The 23,975-nt window shown below is 40.5% G+C and carries 23 protein-coding genes, 1 pseudogene and 1 other annotated feature; of the genes and pseudogenes, 1 reads left to right on the top strand and 23 read right to left on the bottom strand.

The window, feature by feature from the left end; genetic code table 11:
- Positions 1-17: 17 nt before the first annotated feature.
- The 17 genes and pseudogenes from DW959_RS03595 to crcB form a co-directional block, all read right to left on the bottom strand.
- A complete protein-coding gene (locus DW959_RS03595) occupies positions 18-1,829 on the bottom strand; it encodes a DUF262 domain-containing protein (protein ID WP_118615415.1) in 1,812 nt (603 codons plus the stop codon).
- 204 nt (positions 1,830-2,033) lie between these two features.
- Positions 2,034-2,942: a HAMP domain-containing sensor histidine kinase gene (locus tag DW959_RS03590; RefSeq protein WP_118615413.1), complete on the bottom strand. Its 909-nt coding sequence runs from the start codon at positions 2,940-2,942 to the stop codon at positions 2,034-2,036.
- Positions 2,943-2,986: 44 nt separating this feature from the next.
- Positions 2,987-3,688 (bottom strand): hypothetical protein, encoded by a 702-nt coding sequence (locus tag DW959_RS03585; RefSeq protein ID WP_118615412.1) that lies wholly within the window; start codon positions 3,686-3,688, stop codon positions 2,987-2,989.
- 25 nt (positions 3,689-3,713) lie between these two features.
- Positions 3,714-4,382 (bottom strand): response regulator transcription factor, encoded by a 669-nt coding sequence (locus DW959_RS03580; RefSeq protein ID WP_118615410.1) that lies wholly within the window; start codon positions 4,380-4,382, stop codon positions 3,714-3,716.
- A 140-nt stretch (positions 4,383-4,522) separates the two neighbouring features.
- The gene (locus DW959_RS03575; protein WP_021944812.1) at positions 4,523-4,834 is read right to left on the bottom strand and encodes a helix-turn-helix domain-containing protein; all 312 of its coding nucleotides are present in this window, start codon (positions 4,832-4,834) and stop codon (positions 4,523-4,525) included.
- A gap of 5 nt (positions 4,835-4,839) precedes the next feature.
- On the bottom strand, positions 4,840-5,187 hold the full coding sequence (locus DW959_RS03570) for a type II toxin-antitoxin system RelE/ParE family toxin (RefSeq protein WP_008399964.1): 348 nt from the start codon (positions 5,185-5,187) through the stop codon (positions 4,840-4,842).
- Positions 5,188-5,360: 173 nt separating this feature from the next.
- A complete protein-coding gene (locus DW959_RS03565) occupies positions 5,361-7,106 on the bottom strand; it encodes an FAD-dependent oxidoreductase (protein WP_118615408.1) in 1,746 nt (581 codons plus the stop codon).
- Positions 7,107-7,108: 2 nt separating this feature from the next.
- Positions 7,109-7,672, bottom strand: coding sequence for an alkyl hydroperoxide reductase subunit C (gene ahpC / locus DW959_RS03560; protein WP_118615406.1), 564 nt, complete (start codon positions 7,670-7,672; stop codon positions 7,109-7,111).
- Positions 7,673-7,770: 98 nt separating this feature from the next.
- Positions 7,771-9,557, bottom strand: a pseudogene (locus tag DW959_RS03555) (1-deoxy-D-xylulose-5-phosphate synthase).
- A 5-nt stretch (positions 9,558-9,562) separates the two neighbouring features.
- Positions 9,563-9,949: a MerR family transcriptional regulator gene (locus tag DW959_RS03550; protein ID WP_118483333.1), complete on the bottom strand. Its 387-nt coding sequence runs from the start codon at positions 9,947-9,949 to the stop codon at positions 9,563-9,565.
- Positions 9,950-10,264: 315 nt separating this feature from the next.
- Positions 10,265-10,828, bottom strand: a complete 564-nt coding sequence (locus DW959_RS03545) for an alpha/beta hydrolase (protein WP_118615404.1) — start codon at positions 10,826-10,828, stop codon at positions 10,265-10,267.
- A 619-nt stretch (positions 10,829-11,447) separates the two neighbouring features.
- Positions 11,448-13,169: a carbon starvation CstA family protein gene (locus DW959_RS03540; RefSeq protein WP_118615402.1), complete on the bottom strand. Its 1,722-nt coding sequence runs from the start codon at positions 13,167-13,169 to the stop codon at positions 11,448-11,450.
- A gap of 133 nt (positions 13,170-13,302) precedes the next feature.
- Positions 13,303-13,569, bottom strand: a binding site (T-box leader).
- An 87-nt stretch (positions 13,570-13,656) separates the two neighbouring features.
- Positions 13,657-15,063, bottom strand: coding sequence for an amidophosphoribosyltransferase (locus DW959_RS03535; protein WP_118483327.1), 1,407 nt, complete (start codon positions 15,061-15,063; stop codon positions 13,657-13,659).
- Between the two features lie 463 nt (positions 15,064-15,526).
- Positions 15,527-16,009 (bottom strand): HD domain-containing protein, encoded by a 483-nt coding sequence (locus tag DW959_RS03530; RefSeq protein ID WP_118483325.1) that lies wholly within the window; start codon positions 16,007-16,009, stop codon positions 15,527-15,529.
- Between the two features lie 61 nt (positions 16,010-16,070).
- Complete coding sequence (locus tag DW959_RS03525) at positions 16,071-16,559, bottom strand: pyridoxamine 5'-phosphate oxidase family protein (RefSeq protein ID WP_226801057.1); 489 nt, start codon at positions 16,557-16,559, stop codon at positions 16,071-16,073.
- A gap of 546 nt (positions 16,560-17,105) precedes the next feature.
- Positions 17,106-18,314, bottom strand: coding sequence for an amidohydrolase (locus DW959_RS03520; RefSeq protein WP_117808300.1), 1,209 nt, complete (start codon positions 18,312-18,314; stop codon positions 17,106-17,108).
- Between the two features lie 42 nt (positions 18,315-18,356).
- Positions 18,357-18,719 carry a fluoride efflux transporter CrcB gene (crcB, locus tag DW959_RS03515; protein ID WP_117808299.1) on the bottom strand — a complete coding sequence of 121 codons (363 nt, stop codon included), beginning with the start codon at positions 18,717-18,719 and terminating at the stop codon, positions 18,357-18,359.
- Positions 18,720-18,878: 159 nt separating this feature from the next.
- Here crcB and DW959_RS14440 point away from each other — a divergent pair, with 159 nt between their 5' ends.
- Positions 18,879-19,244: an RNA polymerase sigma factor gene (locus tag DW959_RS14440; protein ID WP_242996105.1), complete on the top strand. Its 366-nt coding sequence runs from the start codon at positions 18,879-18,881 to the stop codon at positions 19,242-19,244.
- Between the two features lie 178 nt (positions 19,245-19,422).
- Here the strand turns inward: DW959_RS14440 and DW959_RS14435 are convergent, their stop codons facing one another.
- The 6 genes from DW959_RS14435 to DW959_RS03480 all read right to left on the bottom strand — a co-directional run bounded on the left by DW959_RS14435 (position 19,423) and on the right by DW959_RS03480 (position 23,700).
- Positions 19,423-19,896, bottom strand: coding sequence for a hypothetical protein (locus tag DW959_RS14435; protein ID WP_243023325.1), 474 nt, complete (start codon positions 19,894-19,896; stop codon positions 19,423-19,425).
- Between the two features lie 72 nt (positions 19,897-19,968).
- Positions 19,969-20,688: a plasmid recombination protein gene (locus DW959_RS14430; RefSeq protein WP_243023324.1), complete on the bottom strand. Its 720-nt coding sequence runs from the start codon at positions 20,686-20,688 to the stop codon at positions 19,969-19,971.
- A gap of 179 nt (positions 20,689-20,867) precedes the next feature.
- A complete protein-coding gene (locus tag DW959_RS03495; protein ID WP_173783928.1) occupies positions 20,868-21,890 on the bottom strand; it encodes an AAA family ATPase in 1,023 nt (340 codons plus the stop codon).
- Positions 21,871-22,062 (bottom strand): hypothetical protein, encoded by a 192-nt coding sequence (locus tag DW959_RS03490; protein WP_054325471.1) that lies wholly within the window; start codon positions 22,060-22,062, stop codon positions 21,871-21,873. The genes DW959_RS03495 and DW959_RS03490 overlap by 20 nt, the downstream gene beginning before the upstream one ends.
- 388 nt (positions 22,063-22,450) lie before the next feature.
- Positions 22,451-23,143 carry a hypothetical protein gene (locus DW959_RS03485; protein WP_054690455.1) on the bottom strand — a complete coding sequence of 231 codons (693 nt, stop codon included), beginning with the start codon at positions 23,141-23,143 and terminating at the stop codon, positions 22,451-22,453.
- Positions 23,140-23,700, bottom strand: coding sequence for a sigma-70 family RNA polymerase sigma factor (locus DW959_RS03480; protein WP_071428839.1), 561 nt, complete (start codon positions 23,698-23,700; stop codon positions 23,140-23,142). The genes DW959_RS03485 and DW959_RS03480 overlap by 4 nt, the downstream gene beginning before the upstream one ends.
- Positions 23,701-23,975 lie beyond the last annotated feature (275 nt).

The raw sequence follows: 23,975 nt of genomic DNA, 5'->3' as shown, positions 1-23,975 counted from the left end.
AATGCGACTTGCCACACTTATAGCTTCTTATAATATTTTTCAACTAACTTTGCCATTAATTTTCTTCTTTTATCTAAAAAAGCATCATAACTCTCGACTGTCATTTCTACAATATCCGCTGGTATAGCGTTCTCCTCAAGATTCTTCACTAACACCTCTCTATCTGCTATATTGCCAAATGCTATACTTTTACTTTTACATTGTTCAATCACTTTTCCAAAATATACGTTAGGTGCATCATCTTTTATTGCTTTATTTACTTGCGTATCAAGATATGTAAAGTTTGCAACTTGATTATATCTTCCCTTCGTATCCACACCATTATTTTTTAGATATGCTTTTGGGAAAATATGATGTACATCTCCCGATATGTTAATTAAATCAGATATCATTGTTCCATGCATAAATAATGAATTGCAGTTAAGATTAATTTGCGCCGCAAGAAAAGTATTAAACGCAGGGCTATTTGTTGACGTTGTTTCAAGATTTTGTGGCAGGGTAATATTCCAAAATGTATCTGATAAAACTGAAGCTTCTACTTCCTTAAAGAAATTTATAAAACCTTTTTCATTAATAAGTCTTATGTCCCTACTCATGACTGATTCAGGAGAACCAACATATCTTCCTGTCAATGTAGATAGTACAAACCATTTCTGTACATGGTGTTTTACCTGATCATGAGGAATAGTCGATTCTTTTGATAATTTCAAATAGAGCAGATATGCAAAATCGAGAGTCATCTGTGAATTAAGCTGTTTACTTGATTTATACCCTGCACCTTTAATGGCTAATACAAATTGTTTGAAATTATGCTCATTAATAAAAAGCTTTATTCCTTCACTCAATCTAATATATGAATCCTCTATTATTTCATCTTTAAATTCGCGGGTCTCAAAATCTCGTCCAGAAAGCAAGCTAACTAAATCTGCAAGTTTTGCTCTGTCAAAACTACACATAAATGCAACACGAAGCATATCATTATAATCAGGATCATATATATCTTCATTGTCTTTTTCTAACCATTTAATCTTAGACGCATATTCCGTCTTTTCAAACTCAATATCCTTTATCATTTGTGGATAAAAATCAGGTTTAACAGCTAAATGACAAAAATAATCTACAACTTTACGTAAAGTATTTCCTCCATGAATTGTATCCGATGCCATTTTAGACATAACAAAATCCGATTGACTTAATGCAGTACCCTTTGAGTTGATTCGAATAAATATTTCTGTAACCTCATCAATTCCCAATGTATGACTTAATTCAATAACTCCTATTTGCCTATTTGCAATACCTTTTAGATTCATTATTGCACTATGAATCTCTTTTTCCCGAACCCCTGGATTGTCTTCACAGTACTTTTCAGAAAAATCAAATGGATCAAAATCATTATCAAATAACTCAGCTATATCCGGAATCCACTTTTTATCCTTAAGATGTGATGCATCCTGCACTGCAAATCTTTTATCAACCTCTTGAGCAAGTGGATTAAATGCAATCTTTATACGATCTCTATTAAAATCCTCATCTAACACTTCCAGTCCAGAAACAGCAGCCATTAATGCAGTAATTCTCTGTTGTCCATCAATTAACACATGTTTTCCACTCGCTATTGAACCATCTTTTGTATGCACATCCGGATTTTTCCAAGTAATTATATATCCTGTAGGATATCCATTATAAAGAGAATCAATCAAATCCCTAACTTGGGATTTTTTCCACACAAACGGTCTCTGTATTTCTGGAATAACAAAACTTCCAGCTTCAATAAGTCCTAAAATTGCACTGATATTATATTGCATTAATGTAAATTTTTCGCCCTGCATAATAATCTCCCTCTTTATGTTTTTGTCCTCTTTTGTATATAAATCTATATGCCTACATTTTAATCTCTCTATCATAAAAAAAGCAATTATTATTTACACAAAAAGTCTCAAATATCGTCATTCTGACAATATTCAAGACTTTTTAAAGTAATATTCTTTTCTAATAACAACTGATAAGCATTGCCGGCTCTCCTTATTATTAACTTATCTGAAGTCCACCTTCACTTTCACACCGTCACCTGCGTTTTTCATCTCACAGGTAAATCCATGGCGATCCATGATGGTTTTGACGGTGGATAAGCCAAGCCCGGTTCCTTTGTGTCCATGTCTGCTGTTATCCCCTTTGACAAATGGATTCCAGATACTCTTTAAAACATCTTCTGGAATCGGCTCACTTGTATTCTGAATGGAAAGGCTCTCATTGCTCATCTGAACTGTGATCTTTCCATCCTTTGTAACATACTTAACCGCATTATCCATCATATTCATAATTGCCTGATACATCAGAGTCTCGTCTGCATCGATCTGACAGCTTCCCTGAATGTCAAGCCTGATATTTTTATCTTTAATTGTTTCCGCATATACCTCTGCTGCTGTATTTATAATACTTCCAATATCAACTTTAGTCTTATGAAGCTCTGTATTTACATCCTCTGCCTTTGCCATATCAAGGATAGATGCAACCTGTTCATTCATTGACTTTACTTCATTTAATATCCCGTCCATATAATACTGGTTTTTTTCCGGATTTTTTCCTGACTTCAGATTCTCTGCATACAGAGAAATAACAGCAAGCGGGCTTTTGAGATCATGCGCCATCGCATTTGAAGTTGTTCGTCTGTACTGCTCCATATCATACGCCGATTTATAGGATCTATACATTACATATGCGATCACAAGTGAGATCAAAGCACTTCCAAGCACTACTCCAAGCCATGTATAAATGATCATATGTCCTATCGGTGACTTTACAATATTATAATGATAATCTATGACCGCAAAAGCAGTCTTATCATTGTTGATAGGAAATGCATAGACTGCATGTGTGCCGTATGAACATTTTTCTGTATCTTCCACATATTCCCAATCGGAATTATTCTGATAATCATTCACGATCTCATCCGTACCTGTATACCGGTCAACCTTTAACGATGTTGCTATACAACCAACAACTCCATGCGGATGGTAAATCCAAAACTCTGATCCAGCTTCACATAGCCATCCGGTATCTCTGATACCGTCCTTTCCTGTTCCTCTCCATCTGTAAAACAGGTATAGGAAGCCGGATAAAACTGCGTTCCTGACACATAGACCTCATTCATTTTATCGAATGAAAAATCCGCAGACATATCCTTCATTTCAGGAACAGCAGTTCCCAATATATCATTATCACAATACAACATATATTTGTTCTTTTCTTTATCATTTATCTGAAGAAATACCTTATCCTTCTGATCCGTGATCTCTGTCAGATTACCGGTATCATCCTTCTGATACAGATGAATAAATCCCTGCATACTGACCACCTCGCTGTCATTTAACACAGCCATTGACAGATTATTCAAATATATCATATTTCCAATATAATGATTATACGGTGTCTGGAACTCGTACTCTGCGTCTTTCTGTTCTTCAAGCTCCGTCTGATAAATATCCCAGTATTTCACGCCTGCCTGACGAATCGTCTTTTCTGCTGCCTGCACATTGCTCGATATATTATTCTGAAATGTCAGGTTTAAAAATGCTGTAATGATACCCCCAAGTATCGATGTTACAATAATAAACGGAATAAAAATCTTTAAAAAGAAGGAATAAAACTTCTTCTTTTTCCCATAATATTTCTTTTCTTTTTTCTTCATATGATAGTCCACCTCTCTGATCTGATTACTCCATCCGATATCCTTTTGCAAATACAGTCTTTATCAGTTTGCCGCTGTCACCAAGTGCTTTGCGAAGCTTCTTTACATGGTTGTCAACCACACGGTCACCACCATCGTAATCATACCCCCATAACCGGACAAGCATATCATCCCTTGTCACGATCATGCCCTTATGCTCCATCAGGTATTTGAGCATCGCATATTCTTTTGGTGCAAGCCGGACCTCTTCTCCTGCTGCCTCAACAAGCAGTCTGTCCGGATACATCCTGATGGCTCCCACCTGGATCACCTGATTCTTCGTCCACAAGCCTTTCGACCTACGCAAAAATGACTGGATCTTCGCCTGAAGCTCTGCCATGGAAAATGGTTTCACAACGTAATCATCACAACCGAGATCGTACCCGTAAAGCCGGTCTTCTTCTCTGCCTCTGGCGGTCAGAAAAATGATCGGAACGTAGCTCTTTGCCCGGATGGCTCTGCATATCTCAAATCCATCTGCCCCCGGCAGCATCACATCTAAAAGTGCCAGATCATATTCATGTTCGTACACCAGAGCAAGTGCCTCGTCTCCGTCCGCCGCCCAGGTAAATGTGATCTCACTCTCTTTCATGTAATCCATGATGCCCTCTGCAATTCCTGCTTCATCTTCTACAAGTAAAATGTTGTAACTCATAACGTTCCCCATTTCCAGAATTCATTTTTAAATCTTTTGATATCTTAGATTCTGAACCTATCATACATGGCAATTATATCCTATTTGTATCCTGTTGTACACAAATGTAAGTTTTCAAAACGAAAAGAACGTCCTTCTTATTATTTTGCTACTACAAATTCTGTTTCATCCAGATCTTCGGAAGCTAAGATATCAAGCAAACGAAACGCTGGTCCGGTTGGGTGTGTTCTGCCACACTCCCATGCCTCTACTGTTTTCTTCGAAACACCCATATAAGATGCAAAAACTCCCTGTGTCATTCCTGCCCGCATCCTGATCTCACGAATTTCTGTATTTGAATATTCTTTCACTGGCATTATCATATATGTTTTTACGCGAGCTTTTCCCTGTCCTTTTTCATACTCTATTGCTTCTTCCAATCCTTGTTTTAAATCATCAAATAATGAACCCATAGAAATCATCTCCTATTCTTTGCCGTTTCCTCTTTCAAAGATTTTACCAACTTCTTAAGTACATTTTTTTCTTCATTTGTCAGATTTTCCTGACTTTTCTTTTCAAATGCAGTTATTAGATAGGTAACTTCATATTCTGCAAAATCCGTATAACATACACGAACACTACCACTCTTTCCTCTATTTTCTAATGGGAACCGTACCTTACGTATTCCACCAGTTCCTTCCATTACCGGTCCTGATTCTGGATTTTTTAATAGCATAATTTGCAATGCTCGTAACTCATCTTCCCCAAGCCCTATTTCTTTCCACCGTTTTGTAAATAATGGTATTTCAATAAATGTTCTTATCATTCGTTAATTCATCCCTCCTTTTTCCTAAATAGTATACCCTATTTTGTAGGGTGTCAATCTTTTTATTTAATCTGTTTTGTCTAATATCCTATTTTACACGATCACAAATTATTCAAAATAAAAGGAGCATCCCTTTACCGAATATATATCCAGTAAAGAGATGCTCTATTATTTTATAAAATCTCATCCAAATAGTCTAATAGCTCCGGTAATGTCTTTCTTCCAAATGCTACATGTTCATCGTTCACAACAAGGCACGGTACGCTCATAACCTTATAGCGTTTCTGATAAAATGGATATAGCATCACATCGTAAATCTCTGCTGTAACCTGTGGATTTTCTGCCGCTATTTTCTGTGCTGCGGTGACAAGATCGGGGCACATGGAACAGTCAAGTGTTACAAGAATCTTGATATTAAGCGGTTTTTTGATCGCATGAATACGCTCCATAATCTGTGCATCCACTTCTTGTCCCGGTCCGGCAGCATTATACAATCCAATCACAAAAGAGGTGAATTCATGTCCACCCGGTACACCATGGAAGCCAAGCCCGGTATCACTTCCGTCTTCCCGCAGAATTCTGACGAATGGTCGTTCGTTTGCCGGAACAGAATCCCCATCAGTTCCTTCCTCTGCTACGATTACACTGAGCTTTCCGGTTCGTCTGCTCATAGCTTCCATATATTGTTTTAGCTGTGCTGACTCCTGCCTCTGATTCAGATATAATTTCATGATCAGCGGATGCGCCATGCGGTCAAAGACCTCGTCTAACTGCTTTTCCGTCTCTTCATCAAAGAACTCGTCCGACAATGAATCTTCTGCTTCCGGCTGTTTCTGTTGTCCAGTTTTATGCATTTCATATCCGGTATTTTCAGCGACCACAGACTGCATTCCTTCACGCTTTTTCTCCTGTGTAACATTCTTCTCCTTTGATTGTTTATTTTCCTGTAAATCCCGTGATGACTCTGCTCCATGCTTTTTCTGCAAGGCTGCCACATACCGTTCAAGCTCTGTCGCTGCAACTGCACCATCACCGACTGCCGTCACTACCTGACGAAGATTTTTCTGGCAGACATCGCCAGCCGCATAAACACCCGATATACTGGTCTGTCTGGAAGCATCCGTAATTACATATCCCTTTTCATCAATCTCTGCTTTTCCCTGCAGCAACGAAGTCTCCGGCTCGTATCCGGCAAATACGAAAATACCAAACGTATCTCCTTTTGGCGCATGATATACACTTTCTTCTCCTGTTTTCACATTTTTATACACCAGTGTTGTCAGGACATCTTCACCCTCCGCACGGACGATCTCAGTACTGGTAAGCACCGTAATTTTTTCATTTGCTCTGGCTTTATCCGCCGATGATTTAGGGCAGGAAAAATCTTCACCCCGGATCAATATCGTCACATGGCTGGCATACTTGGTAAGGAATACACTTTCCTCCGCAGCGGCATAACCGCCACCCACAACAAATATTTCCTTGCCGGTGAAGAACTCTCCATCACAAGTTGCGCAATAAGCTACGCCCCGTCCTTTAAACCGTTTCTCCCCCTCAAATCCGATCATTCTCGGATGTGCTCCGGTTGCAAGCAGAATTCCATAACAGGAAAAGTCGCCCTTATTTGTATGCACGATTTTATATTCTCCATCTACATCCAGCTTTTCAACCTCTGCCATCAGGAATTCTGCACCAAAATTCTCTGCCTGTCTGTACATAGCCGCAGTTAAGGATTTCCCATCTGTTTTCTCTATTCCCGGATAGTTCACCACTTCTTCCGTGATCGTGATCTGTCCGCCAATCTTCTCTTTCTCAACAACAAGCACCCGATAACAGGCTCTCGCCAGATAAATGGCTGCTGTAAGCCCCGCCGGTCCCGCACCTGCAATCACCACATCATACATATTTTTATTCTTCATTCTTACAATCTCCCTACAAGATCCAGACTTGGACGCAGCGTAGCTTCTCCCGGCTGCCATTTGGCAGGGCAGACCTCATCCCCATGCTCCGCAACAAACTGGCATGCCTGCAATTTACGAAACAGTTCATCTGCATTTCGTCCGACATTTCCTGCACTGACTTCATAGGAAACAATTCGCCCTTCCGGGTTGATGACGAAGCTGCCACGTTCTGCCATCCCATCTGATTCGATCATCACTTCAAAATCTTCACATAATTCATGATTTGGATCTGCCAACATCGGAAATGTGATCTTTCCAATCTTTTCCGATGTATCATGCCATGCCTTATGCACAAAATGCGTATCTGTTGATATGGAATAAACCTCACAGCCGGCAGCCTTGAAATCCTCATATTTATCCTGCAGATCTGACAGCTCCGTCGGACAGACAAATGTAAAGTCAGCCGGATAGAAGAAAAATACACTCCATCCGCCTAATATGTCGTCCCTGGTTACCGTTTTAAATTCACCATTTTGATATGCATGCACAAAAAAATCGCTTACTTCTCTGTTAATCATCGACATTGTTTAATCTCCTTTATCAAACATTATTTCTGATTAATATTACCTGTAAGCGATTTTTTATACTGTTGCTACATAAAAAACAGATAGCCTTGTCTTGGTCAGCCAACCGTCTCCATTGAATAACTCATTGTAATTTCTATTCGTTGCACATCTTCTGCAATCTGTTCTGCTGTCAGATGATTTTCTTTTAACACTTCATTTACATCGTAGCGGTCATAGAAGAATTTCTTTAAACCGTAATTCAGAACCTTCATATCAGAATCACCATAGAAGCCGGCGATTCTCTGACCGAAACCGCCTTCCAGATAACCGTCCTCTAATGTAATTACGATATCATGATCTTTCTTCAGACCATTCAAGAGTTCTTCATCCACACCGGAAACATACAGCGGGTTAATGATGGTTGGCGCAACTCCTGTCTGCTCCTCGATCAATGCTGCCGCATCTGTTCCAAGCTGATAGAAAGTACCTGCACCGATAACGGCAATCTTGCTTCCCTTTTTAGTTACTTCGTATTTATTTAACTGACTGAAATCCTTTGTTACAGCCTTTCCGTCCGATACCATCGCAGCTCCCGGAAGCTTGATCGCAACCGGATGCTCTGTCTGCTCCACGCTCCAGTCAAGCATTGCCAGATATTCCTCTTTGGTTGTCGGTGCCAGATATACAAGCCCCGGAATACTTGTAAGCATCGGAATATCCTGTAAGCCAAGATGTGTTACATCATTCATTCCATATACAGATCCCGCAAATACAACGATCGTTGCAGGGTTGTTATTGATACACAGATCCTGTGTCAACTGATCATATGTCCGCTGGATAAATGAACTGTATACACCATATACAGGCTTGCCGCCATTTGCCGCAATACCGGATGCCAGTGCAACCGCTGTCTCCTCTGCGATACCTACATCAATAAACTGGCTGCCCGCTTCTTTTCTCTTATCCTCTGTAAATCCCATAACGGTAGGTGTTGCCGATGTGATCGTAACTACAAATGGATCTTCCTTCATTTTCTTTAAGAGATAATCTCTGGTTACGTCGGAATAATCTTCTCCATCAAATTCCATCAAAGACTTTCCTGTTTCAAGGTCAAATGGCATACACCAATGCCACTGTTCCTTATTCTGTTCTGCCGGTGCATAACCCTTTCCTTTTAAAGTTTTAATATGCACAACTACTGGTTTCTTACTGTCTTTTACAGATTCAAACGTTGCGATCAATGCAGCAATATCATTTCCTTTATCTACATATACATACTCAAGTCCCATTGCACGGAACAGATTACATTCTGCCTGACCGTTTGTCTCACGAAGCAGTTTCAGTTCTGATATAAACCACCATGATTCTCAGCGATCGACATGTCATTATCATTTACAACAATGATCAGATTGCCGCCAAGCTCAGCCGCATAGTCAAGACCTTCCAATGCCTCGCCACCGCTTAATGAACCGTCGCCGATCACAGCAATCACATTTCCATCTTCCTTTTTCAGATCTCTGGCTTTCGCAAGGCCACAGGCAAGGCTGACAGATGTAGATGTATGTCCGATCTCAAAGAAATCATGCTCACTTTCTTTTGGATTTGTATATCCGGATACATCATCGTAATGTTCTTCGCAGAGATAAGCATCCTTTCTGCCTGTCAGCATCTTATGCGGATAGCTCTGGTGGGATACATCATATACGATCTTGTCCTTTGGTGACTCAAATACATAATGCATCGCAATCGTTGCTTCTACCATACCAAAATTCGGTCCAAAATGTCCGCCGTGCTTACTTGCACGAACCAGCAATGCCTGTCGCATCTCTGCTGCCATCGCCGTCATTTCTTCTATATTCAATTTTTTTACATCTTCAGGTCCGTTAATCTGTTCAATATACATAATTTCTAACAATCCTCCTTATCCCATGACAATACGCCGGTCTGTACCGCTTTCTCATAGCGCGATACCTTATAGGCAAGCCGCTTCATGGTCTCCTCGATCTGTTCTTTCTGCTCCTGTAATGCATCATACTGCTCCTGCAATAGCTGCCGTCTTGCTTCAAACGTCGTATCTCCCATCTGATACAGTTTCACATATTCAATCAATGCCTCGATCGGAACGCCTGCATTCCGCATACAAACTGCATTTTCTACCCAGCCAAGATCCGATTCCTGATAATCTCTGTTTCCACTCGGAGTTCTTGTAACCGGTGGAATCAGTCCTACACGCTCATAATACCGAAGGGTATCCTGTGAGATACCAAATTTCTCACTTACTTCCTTGATCGTCATCTGCGCCACCATCCTTCATTTGATTTTTCCTTACTATAGCACTTGGAGTTCGCTCAAAGTCAAGATATTTTTTGTCAGTCTATAGATGAAATGTTTATTGTGATATATGCCACTGCCGCCTGTATAGCCTGCAGAATACGCTACGCTTTCTACTCGTCACACGCGCCTATCCGCTCATGCTCCTGTGCAACTCGCCCTTCGGGCTCAGACAGGCACCCGCATTCGCTGCCAGCGTGTTCCTCATTACGAAATGCTCGCTATGATTCTGCAGGCTATACAGGCGGCAGTGGCATATATCACAATAAACAATACACATTATTTAATAAATTCTGCCGTCAGCTTCATGATGTCTTCCAGATTCTTCAGATTCTTCCATACATTGGCAGTCTCTAAGGAATGATTTGCTTTCTCTATCACATGAACCGGAATCCCTGCTTTTTGACACCGATCTGTAATTGCAGCGGTGCTCTCCACCCACGGATCTGCCGTTCCTGTAAATGCTATCGCTCTCCCCGACAGATCAGATGCGCAATTGTCAAATGTCGCCTCAAGCGGAGTATACAGAACATGCCTGCATGGTATCTTATGCCGCTCTGCATAAGTAGTCGCAATGATCGTTCCTACACTTTTTGATAAGAATAAAATGCTGTCATACCCGGAAAAATCTATATCTTTTAATATTTTCTCCGTCTGTCCGTACAGGTCTTCAAATGCTGCCTGCATTTTTACCGGATCGCCTTTGACGTTTCCGATCCGATTCACATATTCTACGTTCTTATATTCTTTATATCCTACGGATTCTGCTACGCGCCTGCCATAATATAACAGTGGCTTGTCGCAGTGATAGCCGATTCCCGGAAAACATACTACCAGCTTCATCTTCATACCTCCTGTTTTTTCGCTGAATCGTCTATTTAACCACTACTCTTGTGATAAAACATGCCCCGGTTATATAGCGGTTACCAGTGCATTTAGCAAATACGCTCCGCTTTCTATTCGTCACACCGGCTTATCCGCTCATGCTCTCTGTGCAACTCGCCCTTCGGGCTCAAACAGCACACCGCATTCGCTGCTAGTGTGTTCCTCATTTACGAAATGCTCGCTACGCTTCTGCTAAATACACTGATAACCGCTATATTCCCGTGCCATGTTTTATTATAAACACTATCTGCTTAAATAGACGATTTATTTGCTTTTATCTTGAACTGATTTTATCCAGTTATAAACTAACATTTAATTAAACATACGCGTTTTGATAAAGATTGTCAATTCCATGGTATTTTAAAGACAACTCTTATGTATAAAAAATGTTTATCCAGTATTATATAGAAAATTTCCTTATTATATTGTTTTTATTATATACCTCTCTATAACGCAAAAACTGTGGTGGGAGGATATCTGTATATCTTCCACGCCACAGTTTTTTCAATGAATATTATTTTTACGATTTAGAATTATTATTTATTTTACGTTTATTGTTTTTTATTTGAATATTATTTTATGCTTCCTTTTCAGCAGTCTTCTCATGCTTCATAAGAACAAGTTTTCTGATACATGTAATTGCTACAATGATACCAAGTACGATAAGGAATACTGCAACAATGAGCTGAAGTCCTTCAACAAGGAATGTAGCGGTTCCGGCCTGGAACTTCTGGATATTTCCGATTACGTTGAGAACGATAGCTGTAAATGTTACAGCAAGCATTATAAGCATTGGTGGATAAAGCATTGCATGCTTTCTGTTTGTTGCCTTGAGGAATACTGCTACACCGATCAGTACAAGTGCTGCAAGCATCTGGTTTGCTGATCCGAAGAGTGGCCATACATTTGAATATCCACCCTTGCAGAGAAGGTAACCAAAGAACAATGTTATAACTGTAGCAAAATACTTATTTGTAAGGATCTTCTGCCATACAGGCATCTGGGATGAATCTGTAGTATCTCCCATGAACAGCTCCTGGAATGACATACGACCGATACGTGCAACGGAATCCAGTGATGTAAGAGCAAGCGCTGACACGCACATGGTCATGAATACATTTGCGACTGAATTTGGAAGTCCGAACTTCTCAAGGAAACCTGCGATACCCTGTGAAAAGATCTGGAATGGTGTCAGTCCTTCCGGTGCTTTTCCTCCAACTGCTACTGCACCGACTACGATCAGTGAGATAACACCGAGGAGTGTTTCAAGGATCATTGCGCCATAACCTACAAATAACATATCCTTTTCATTTCTGATCGTCTTTGAAGATGTACCTGATGAAACAAGGCTGTGGAAACCGGATACCGCACCACAGGCGATCGTTACGAACAGTGTTGGGAACAGATAACTCTTAGCACCTGTTGACGATACAACTGTGAAACCATTGAAAGCGTTCAGTCCCATATTCGGATGTCCAACCAGAACACCGACAAATGCTCCAACCAACATACCAACAAGCATGAATGTTGTCATGTAATCTCTTGGCTGCATAAGTAACCACATAGGAAGTACGGATGCAAGGAACAGATATGCCATGATAACGTAGTTCCACTGGTTACCGTTTAAGTACCAAGGAAGCTTCATACCTACTGCAAACATTGCAACGATGAGGACGATAGCTACGATTGCTTTCACCCACTCCTTCATATTCTTGCAGGTCTTCATAACAACACCGAGCACCATAGCGACAACAATGAATAACATAGATACTGTAGCGGCTGCTGCGCCGTTAAAGTTCTTTGTTACTGCTCCGTCAGCACCTGTCGTGAATCCGTTAAATGTTGATGAAACCATAGAGGTGAAAGCTGCAATAACAAGAAGTGTAAAGAGCCAGCAGAACAGTGAGAAGAATCTTCTTCCTGCCTTGCCTATGTACTTCTCAATAACAAGTCCGATGGACTTACCCTCATTTTTAACGGATGCATACAGAGAACCGAAATCCTGTACTGCACCGAAGAATACGCCTCCGACAAGCAGCCAGAGTAAAACTGGTACCCATCCAAACATTGCCGCAATGATTGGTCCCTGTACAGGTCCCGCACCTGCGATGGATGAAAACTGATGTGCAAATACTGTAAGCTTTGATGATGGTACATAATCCTTTCCATCTTCATTTGCAACGGCCGGGGTCTTTGCCTTTGCATCTATGCCCCATTTCTTAGCAAGCCATCTTCCGTAACCCAGATAGCCAGCTCCTAAAACTACTACTGCGATAAGAATAATTACCAAACTATTCATATCATTCTCCTTCCTTCCGCCATATGGCAGATACTTGATTATAGTATGTTCACAAAGAGTTTATACAAAAACATATCTTTTATAGGACGACCTTTCCTATAAATTAAAAAAAGCTTTCGTCTTCATGTAATTCCATAAAGACGAAAGCCTTTAAACTTCCGCGTTACCACTTTATTTGCCATTTGAAAAAAATGGCCACTCAATCTCATCTCATAAGCTCACACTGTAGAAATAAGTTTCTTTGTAACGGTAGAAAACCGGTGACACCTAATGTCCATATCTGGAATTCAGCGCACTGCTCGCAGAGGATAATCACTAAAAACATACACCGTCTCACACCACCCGACGACTCTCTGAAATACTCCTTTTTTAATGATCGTATTCTGTTCGTTGCATTTGCTCTTTGTTAACTGCTAATTTAGCACTCTGTTTTTTTGTTGTCAAGAGTGATTTTAAATTTTTTTGACTTTTTCTGAATGATTTTTCTCTATTCTTTACCATCCCAACAATAAGTACACAGCTTGCACTTATCGATTCCTACGGATTCCAGCATATCGTCCAAGCGATTGAAACGCAACGATGTAAAGTTCAGTTCCTTACGGATCTCCTCAACCATTACTTCGTATTTCTCGGATTCCGGATCTGCATACTCCTGTAACACCTCATCGGTTACATTTCCATTCTCCAGACGGTCGATCACACGACGGGTAATCAGATCCATTTCTGATGATGAACGGGAGAAATTCAGATATTTACATCCGTATAATAACGGAGGGCAGGCCGGACGGATATGTACTTCCTTCGCACCACTCTCATATAAGAACTCAGTTGTTTCACGAAGCTGGGTTCCTCGTACGATCGAGTCATCGATCAGCAGAAGGCTCTTATCACGGATCAGTTCATCCACTGCTAACAGCTTCATCTTAGCGATCAGATTTCTCTTACTCTGGATCGTTGGCATGAAGGAACGTGGCCAGGTTGGTGTATATTTGATAAATGGTCTGGAAAATGGGATTCCGGATTCATTTGCATAGCCGATTGCATGAGCAATACCGGAATCCGGTACCCCGGCTACAATATCCGGCTTTACGTTATCACGCTTCGCCATCGCCTTGCCACAGTTATAACGCATCTGTTCTACGCTGGTGCCTTCGTAGGAGCTAGACGGATATCCGTAATATACCCATAAGAAGGTACAAATCTTCATTTCTTTATTCGGATTTACAAGCGTGATGCAGTTCTTATCTGTGACTACCGCGATCTCTCCCGGTCCAAGTTCCTTATAGTCCTTATAGCCAAGATTTTTATATGCAAAATTCTCAAAGGTGATGCAATAGGCATCTTCTTTCTTACCGATGACAACCGGAGTTCTGCCGTATTTGTCCCGGGCTGCATAGATTCCCGCCTGATTCATCAACAGAATGGATACCGAACCCTCGACAGAGTCAAGTGCAAACTGGATTCCTTCGATCAGATTTTCCTTCTGATTGATCAGCGCCGCGATCAGCTCCGTTGCATTGATGTCCCCACCACTCATTTCTAAGAAATGGGAATGTCCATTCTTGAACAGCATCTTTGTAAGTTCACCTGTGTTATTGATCTTACTAACTGTTGTAAGTGCATAAGTACCATGATGCGAACGTACGATCAATGGCTGCGGTTCGTAATCGGAGATACATCCGATTCCCATATGACCGCTCATTTCCTGTACATCCTTATCAAATTTTGTCCGAAATGGTGCATTCTCAATATTATGGATCGCACGATTAAATCCGTCTTTTCCATATACTGCCATTCCACCTCGTCTTGTTCCCAGATGTGAATGGTAGTCAATACCAAAGAACAAGTCAAATACACAATCCTGCTTTGATGCTACGCCAAAAAATCCGCCCATTGCCTTTTCCTCGCTTTTCTAAAACTCTCGTGACATTCCTCAACAAATGCTTCCATAACGAGATGTATCCATATATATTCTTTATTTCACAGAACACTTGCGTTCTATTTTTACGCAGCGGTACTAAGCTCTCTGCTAATAGCAGATTGCTAAGGACCGGCGTAAAAAAGGTCTGTTACATAAAAATATATATGTCTACATCTCTGTTTTTGGGTACAATCTCATATTTATTTGTCAATTCATATCAACATTTCCAGTGATAATTCTTCGTTTTTTTACAAAACCTTTTATATTTTATAGGATGTACTTACATAAATCAATAATTTCTATCAAAAAACGTAATAAAAAAAAGACAACATCATACACTTATCGGGCTGCAAACAGCTTATAAAAATGTGTATGATATTGTTTTTTTATCGAGCGCAATGTTATTTATAGCTATATATAGCATGCTGTATTATGATCAGCCACGGGCAGTTTTTGTAAAGGCAAGTCGGACGGCTCTGGTAGTTTCTTCAGCAGCACAAAGCTTGTCTGCCCAGGTTACGATCCAGCTCTCCCGGAACTTTGGAGGTGTTATGTTGAGTGGGAACATATGCTTTCGGATGATATCCCGCTCAATGAAGTTCAAATTGAAATCCCGTCTGGCATTATGCAAGGCTCGTTCTGCATGAAAAAAACCATGCAGCCGATGTCCGCCATCCTTCTCATGCCAGTCATACAAGAAATAATCATGAAGCAGTGCTCCACGCACCAGCGACCGTTCATCAATATATGCGGAACATTTCTCTGCAAGCTCCAGACTTTTCTCCGCCACCCGTAAAGAATGATCGTAACAAGTTATTGAACCATGCTGCACAAATGTTTTTTCTTTCTGCATACCCTCTGATGCCAGGATATCCGCACCATATTTATATATTTTTTCTTCGATACGATTCGCTTCCATTTTGGATTCTCCTAAATTTCCTAATCTCTGTCTCTTACATCATTCAACTACTGCCAACTATTTATTTTTCTTGGTTCATTTTTACCGATAATTCCGGAACAACAACCTTGATCACATTCACCAATTTTGTCATTGGTTCTGTAATGATAAAATCTCTTCCCAGCTGACTCTTCATTATAAGCTCCAGTCCCATAACCTTCTCATCAACATCGGTCAGAATGCTGGCAGTTCCTTCACCCATCACGCAAGCATAATATGCCCCATATTCACATGGAACTTCACCACCACTGGTCAGTACCATATCTGTATCAATCTCGATAAATACATTTGGATTAGCTGCGATCACGTCATATTTGCGTCCTTCCGTTGCGCCATGCATATATAACGTAAGTCCTCCATCCTTATAAATATATCCATAATGCAATGGAACAATGTATGCCTTTCCTTCATCCACCATCCCAAGATGAACCACGCCTGCTTTCTTTATGATCTGCTCGATCTTCACCGGATCTGTAACTTCACATTTTTGCCTTCTCATTGGTCTGTTCATTATGTTCTCCTTTCAGCCACATTGGGCTTAAAATAATTATTAAAGGCATATTTTCCATCCCTCAATCATCAACAATAAACTTATGAATAGGGCGTACTTTCCTATAAAGTAAAAAAAACAGAGAATTCGCACATCGTCGAACCTCTCTGCTCTTTTTTCATTATATACCAGATTTGTGTTATCTGACAAGTGAACATTTATAATTATTTAAAGTTGCATGCAGAACATTTGTTTGATATAATAATCACGGTGCTACCCTATTCGGTAGGCGGTCAGTCTTCTCCACAGGAGTTATAGCCTGTGTTTACATAGAAATCCATTTATGGAAATCTGTTGAGGAGGTCGGTGCTTATGCTTACAACGGAGCTTTTTATAGCCATTATCAGCTTATGCATTACTTGCTTTGCTCTTGGTTATACCGTTGGTTCTAAGAGCAATAAATAGGCACAAAAAAACCGCCCAGCCCGGTAAACTGTGAGCGGTCCTTTTTGTGACCAAAACATTATCAAGGCTAACCGTCTATCGGTAGCATCTTTTGATATTATATTAACATTCCCCCTCTTTTATGTCAACACACAACCCGGCAAACATAGTAACTGCGGTTTCAAGTATGGAATCGGGAAATTCGAAATGCTCTGTATGAAGCTGGGCATAATCCTCTCCATCACCAATGCCGAAAAATGCGCCCTTTGTCTCCTGCAAGTACCAGCCAAAGTCCTCCGACCAGTGCATCGGCTCAGGCAGCTCTATATATGGAATCTGGTGAGAAGCCGCACATGCCCGGATCTTCTGCACCTGTTCCGCATGATTATCCGTAGATGGAAACCGTTCAATCTCCTTTATCGAAAGTTCCAGAGCTTCCTTCTGTGCCATAACCTCTGCCAGCTTACGGATCTCTGCCAGATACTCACGAAATACCTGTTCACCTTCGCTTCGAACGGTAAGTCTCAGATACCCGTCCGATGCCGCTACACCGTAGTTCTCACTTCCAAGTTTCATCCCGATCAAAGTCATGCGGACAAATCCCTTCGTCTCATTAAACTGCTTTGTCAGTTCTTCAATCTGAAGCAGAAGTCCGGCAAGTGCATATCCGGGATTTCTGCCAGCTTCCGGATATGCTGCGTGGCTCGGCGTTCCTGTCATGTGGATCTCTAAGCCCGTTGAAGCACATGCAAATGTTCCATCCTTCACAAGTACCGTTCCAAGCGGCTTCCCCGGTATATTATGAAAGCCATAGATTTCTCCGATATGCTTTTCTTTGATCAGGCTTCTGCAAAGCTCTGCACCCTTTCCAATCTCCTCTGCCGGCTGGAAGATCAGATATACATCCTGTGCCAACGGATCTTTTCTGCTGTCCAGATACAAGCCAAGTCCACATAGCACACTGCTGTGTCCATCATGTCCACAGAAATGCCCCGGCTTTCCATCTTTGCCACATACCGCATCCATATCTGCCCGGAATGCAATCGGCTGCTTATACTCCTCCATTTGCTCTGGTATTTCCGCAGCCACTTCACTCACATGGAATGTTTTATCATTTTCTGTGGTTACCCGATCATCTGCTCTTTTCACCGCATAAAACCACGCCCCACAATCTACGATCTCTAATGCTGTATGCGATTTTAAGAAATCCATCAGCAACTGTTTTGTCTTTACTTCCTGCATGGAATGCTCCGGGATCCGGTGGAGCTGCTTTCGCAGTTCCATTATTTGCTCTATAATCTGTTTATCTATATATTGCTCTCTCTTATCCATATCGTCAGCCCTCTATTCCCATAAATCTTCATCGTTTCATCGTTACTTCATAAGTATTTGTGCAGCAAACACCGCAGCAACACTTAATATCACACTTAATCCTATATAAAGTATCGCAAATCCGTAATTCCCGCTCTGTATTAATTGATCTGTTTCCAACGCAAATGTAGAAAACGTCGTAAATCCACCACACACTCCCGTCTTTAATGTCAAAACCAGAAGTGGTGATACCTGATACTTTTCTGCCGACACAGAAATTAAGCCAATAACAAATGCTCCTATTACATTAATCAATAATGTTTTTATCGGAAAGTTGTTTTGTGCTCCCACCGGTATTAAACCAATCAAATATCGAAGAATTGCACCTATGCCGCCTCCAACGCCAACTAACAAACATTTTACCATTTTATCTTTTCTCTCTTTCTGTCATTTCATACCTACACTATCAAATGATAAAACAATACAAATTTTATGCAAGTATAATTTGTATTTTTGTAACCTTTAAACCGGATGAATTGTGTTATTATTGAAAGGCCTTTTAACACAAGAAAAGAGGATGTGACTATGCGATTACCAACACAAACTGTTATACAAATGTATCAGGACAATCTGTTCCGCATTGCATTTTCCATTTGTCAGAACCGGGAGGATGCCGAAGATGTTGTTCAGGAAACATTTCTACGCTATCATTCAGGTGCCGTGGATTTTAACGATGAAATGCATATCCGGGCATGGCTGATCCGGGTTACGATCAATCAGTCAAAAAATATGCTTCGCACCTTCGGGAACGAGTTTGTCAAGATGATTTTTGTAAGTTTTCTAAATTCAAATATTTATCTGCTGAAAAAACGCCTAACATCTCGTGTCGGCATATTTCTTGAAACACCGTATTCAAAGGCTTCTTCGCACTTTCCGATTGCTTCACATTGACAATAAAAGTTGTTTTGCCTATTCGCGTTGTATAAGATAAAGTGTTTTCTTTCATATAGTCCGTTTCTCCTTTTCATAAATTGACTGTGGGGCATTCCGTTTGGAACACCCCACAAATACAGCCTGTTTCATCGGAACATATCAAGAAGTCATTAAGTCGTGAGTATAATGGAAATGGTTATCTTTCCATACCACGCTTGTTTCTTCGTGCCTTAATACGCTCTTGTCTTTCTTTTTCCCTCGCTTCTTTTTCGGCTCGTTCCTGTGCTTCCTTAAAAGAAAAAAGTTGCTTCACTTTTTCGGTAAAAAGTTTAGCAACTTCGGGGAAATGCTCCAACGCTTCAAGAAAAGGTCTGCACTTTTCTTTCAGTTCGTTGTATTTGGTTTTCATTCTCTCCAATGCGTTTGCACTGTCAAAATATTTCTGTCGGTAATAATTTGCACTCTGCTCCAACTTATTGATTTCCGCACGACTGGTAATTCCCTCTTTTGCAAGGGCAGTCAGTTGTGAGTAGTCCTCTTTGGATATTGCCATCTTGCCCGTAAAGGTTTTCTGTCCCATACCGTCAATCTCGTTTAAGGTCTTTGAGATATGACGGGCAGGCTCATATTTAACCTGTTCCTTTTGAATACGCTTCTGCAACTTCTCCAATCGTTCTTTGTCCTGTTGGATTTGATATTGCAGGGAAGTTAAATGCTCTGCTGTACTTCCGTATTCGCCACGCTAAAAGCCTTTGAACCCTCGTTCCGTCATATAATTAAACAGTTCATCTTGCAGTATGCTGTACGAAGCTCGAAACATCGGCTTGCCGTTCTTCTTTAACAATGGATTTCCTTTTTCATCGGTCATTGGAATATCCGATTTCCATTTCTTTGAATGGCTTATCTGATTAACCACTTCCTTGACCGTTCCTCGCAGTTCGGGGTTTTTACAACGCTTACTCCATAAGATTTCTTTCTCCACAACAGGCAGAACCATTGCGTGAAGATGATAATGGTAAACCTCTTTTCCCAGTTCCTCGGTTGCGGCTACATTGATTTCATCAGCGTGCATTACTGCCGATATAACATTATCAGCACCGAATTTTTCTTCGATGAAATGATAGGCTTCTTCATAAAACTGCTTTGCATATTCATAACCACCGTTACGTTCGAAGTACATCGTATTCACATCAATCACAATCTCATTGAAAAGGGTAGCGTCTTTCCTCAGTCCACGAAGCGATACTAACCCGTCTGTTTCCATCTGCTTTAACTGCTCCATATAGGTTGGGACAGTCGGTTTTTTGAAATGCACATTAAGGGCTATGCGTTCCGTAATCACATTCATATTTTCATAGGTTTCATTCTTGCGTTCATTGTGCCTTTCCGCCTTGCTCACATCAAAAGCGGTGTACTGTTTTACCCTTGCACAACTCATATCCGCCTTATTGGTTTTTGCCATTTTTCTCTCCTTTCCAGACAGGGCGAAGCCATTACACAACATTCTCTGAATGTGTGTAACCCACTATGACACTTTCAGACTTCGTCTGCAAAGATGTCGTGGGCAAGGGTGTTCCCCCTTGACCTCCTTTGATACCTCCATCATAAAAACAGACTGTCCCGCCATCAGACAGCCTGCTTTTATTCTCTCGGTATATCGCCCATCGGCAAAGACCAGTACCACAGAAAGCCTTGTTTTCGGGAGATAACTCCTGCTTTCTTCTTTGCCTTTTTGATGGTCGATTTTTTGAACCCAGCGGCTTCAAGTCTTTCTTCGCAATCCGAAGAAAGCATTTCTCCGTCTTTCAGCATTTCCAAAAGAAATTCTTTCGCCTTGATTTCCTTTTCGTTCGGTCTGCCCATTTTGGGTGCGAGGGATTGGAACGCTTCTTCTGCTGTCATTTCCATTTCAGAGATAAAGTCCACTCCCTTTTCTGCCACCTCAAAAAGAATTGCCGAGCCTGTCGGGGCAAGGTTAGATTTCACTTGCACCATATATCGTTCCGCTGGTGCTTCTTTGTTCGGTGTGCGTGTGATTGCAAGAATACTTCTTGCAGCACCCGCAATATCAATCGAACCGTTGGTGCGATAAAGAGGATTTATATCTCTCATCTTGTTCATATGGGCGATAATCACGATGGCACAGCCAGTATTTTTTGCAACTGCAATCAAGTGATTAAACTCTGCCCTTGTTTCGTTGGCATTGTTCATTGAACAGTTCTCTCCGATATAGGAACTCATCGGGTCAAGAATTAAAAGTTTTGCGTGATACTTTTCGATTGCTTCAGCAATACGGTTATCTCCAAAGGATAAAGACTTTTCATCTTCCTTGATGAAGATAAGGTTTTCTCCGTTCCCACCGGCAGAGTTAAATCGGGGTACTACCGTATCGTCTGCATCATCTTCCGTTGTCTGATAGATGATAGTCATAGGCTCATTTTCTTCCGTTTCAGTAAAAGGCAGAGGTTCGCCCTTAGAGAGCAGTGCGGCGATTGACAGCATTAACTTGCTTTTTCCATCGCCCGGATCGCCCTGCAACAGCGTAACCTTGCCGTACGGAATATACGGATACCACAGCCATTTCACTTCCTTCGGCTCAATCTCACTTGCCTTAATAACTTCGAGAGGGACATTTACATTCATTTCATTTTCCATTTGCTTCATTTTTCTTCGTTCTCCTTTTCGATAAATACTTAGGGCAAAGCACCACGATACAACGGAAACTCTGCTTGCAGTCATTACTGCATTTTCTGCAAAGTTCGTTGTAGGTAATGCGATTTCTTTCGTTCAGAAACAATGCCCAATCTTGTTTCCGTTTCTTACTCATTCTCGGCATATCAATCCTCCTTTCCGTCTGAAAATAAAAAAACCACAGGAAAGATACTCAGAGCCTTGTTTCTGTCATTTTTCGGGGCGAAAATCGGGCAAAATTGCCTTTCTAAGCCTTTCAAAAAAATCACGCAAGGTATTTGTACTAACCTGTGGTTATGTATGAAATTGTAGGGTTTGGGGCAACAAAAAACACCGTATTTCTACGATGTTTTCTGTCATTCAAGTAGCAAAAAACGTGACCACTAAAATTATAATCATAAGAACAGGCAAAAAGCGAAGATACCGTTCTAATAGAGCTTTTTAGACTTGTTTTTTGGGGCTTTATATTACTTTCCCTATTTTTTAAGGGTATAGGGTGTTACATCAAGTTCTTAGTATATGAAATTTGCAGATTATTCTTGGATTTGGCTCAAATCAAATGCACCGTTCTCAATCAACTTCAAAATTGTGTCTGCCAAGTTGTTTTTTACAGTTTCACTTTCATTTTCAACGCCAGAATACTCTACATAAATAGTGTTCTCTCCCATATCAAAGGTTGCATAATATATTACGGTTTTGACACCTTGACTATTTGACTTTGTTACGAAATATCCTGCGTTGATATCAACGCCGTCTACACTTGAAGTGATTGTATTTCCATCAATGATAGTATCTAATAGATTTACACCCTGTTTAGAAACTACCATTCTTGTATCATCAATTTTTCCCTCAAAACCCAGAATATTATGATTGTCAGCATCAAAATAAGCATCTGCGGTAACAGGCAAGTCTGCAAAAAGCATTTCAATTTCAGCATCGCTCAAAGGTCTTGTTGTTACATTTAAGTTAATTGAAGATTGTGATAAGTCATTTTTAACAAAAGTAATTGTTTCTCCATCATTCAGCGTGGCAATATCGTTTTTTGTACCAAACAGATTGCTTTGAAAAACTCCCACTCCAATCACAGCAACGAGTACGAAGCAAGCTGCAACAGACACCCATTTTTGCCGATTAGTTATTTTACTTGTTTTTTTCATAGGTTCAGCCTCCTTAATATACTGATTATCGACATTTCCCAATGCCCTTAAAAGTTTCTTTTCTTTCATACAGAGATACCTTCTTTCTCTAACAATTTTTTGAGTTCGTTCCTTGAACGAAATAATGACATCTTGATTTTGCTCTCGCTCATACCATATTCCGTTGCAATTTCTTTAATGGGCGATAAATACCAATATCTTCTCATAAAGATTTTTCGCTGTTCTAATGACAGGGAAGAAAGAAAGCGGTTGAGAATATCCGTTAGAGCGATTTCTTCAACAATGTTTTCTGTACTATCCAACGATGGTATGCACTCTTGTATTTCATCAAAAACCAATGGCATTTGCCCACCATTACGTTTCTTTGCATTAAGCAGTTCGTACCTGTCCAAAGATAGGTTGCGAGTAATCTTCCCTAAAAAAGTTTTTAGGACAGATGGACGGTTAGGCGGTATGCTGTTCCAAGCTCTTAAATAAGTATCATTTACACATTCCTCGCTATCTTCGTCATTGTGAAGAATATTAAAGGCTATGTATCTGCAATACTTTCCGTATTTTTTTGAAGTTTCGGATATAGCAGCTTCGGAGCGCTCCCAATATAAATCTAATATCTGCTTATCATCCATAGGCTTCTCCTCCTTTCCCTTGTATTAAGGCCTTTCACCCTAATAAACGGGAAAAATGTGTCAAGCGTCACTTAAATTCAAAAAATATTTATTCAAAGATTAGCTTTCATTTTTTGAAAGAATATAATAAAACAGCAAAAGGCTTACACCTACAAGTCTCTTAATATTCAATGCGGAAAATTACAATTCATCACTCTCATTTTAACACATCATACCATCTTTATGAACTTTCAATTTAACCACTTCCATTACACTCACGACTTAATGACTTCTTG

The sequence above is a fragment of the Clostridium sp. AM46-21 genome (assembly GCF_003480025.1).
GTDB lineage: Bacteria > Bacillota > Clostridia > Lachnospirales > Lachnospiraceae > Coprococcus > Coprococcus ammoniilyticus.
This window is presented reverse-complemented; position numbering and strand designations above follow the sequence as displayed.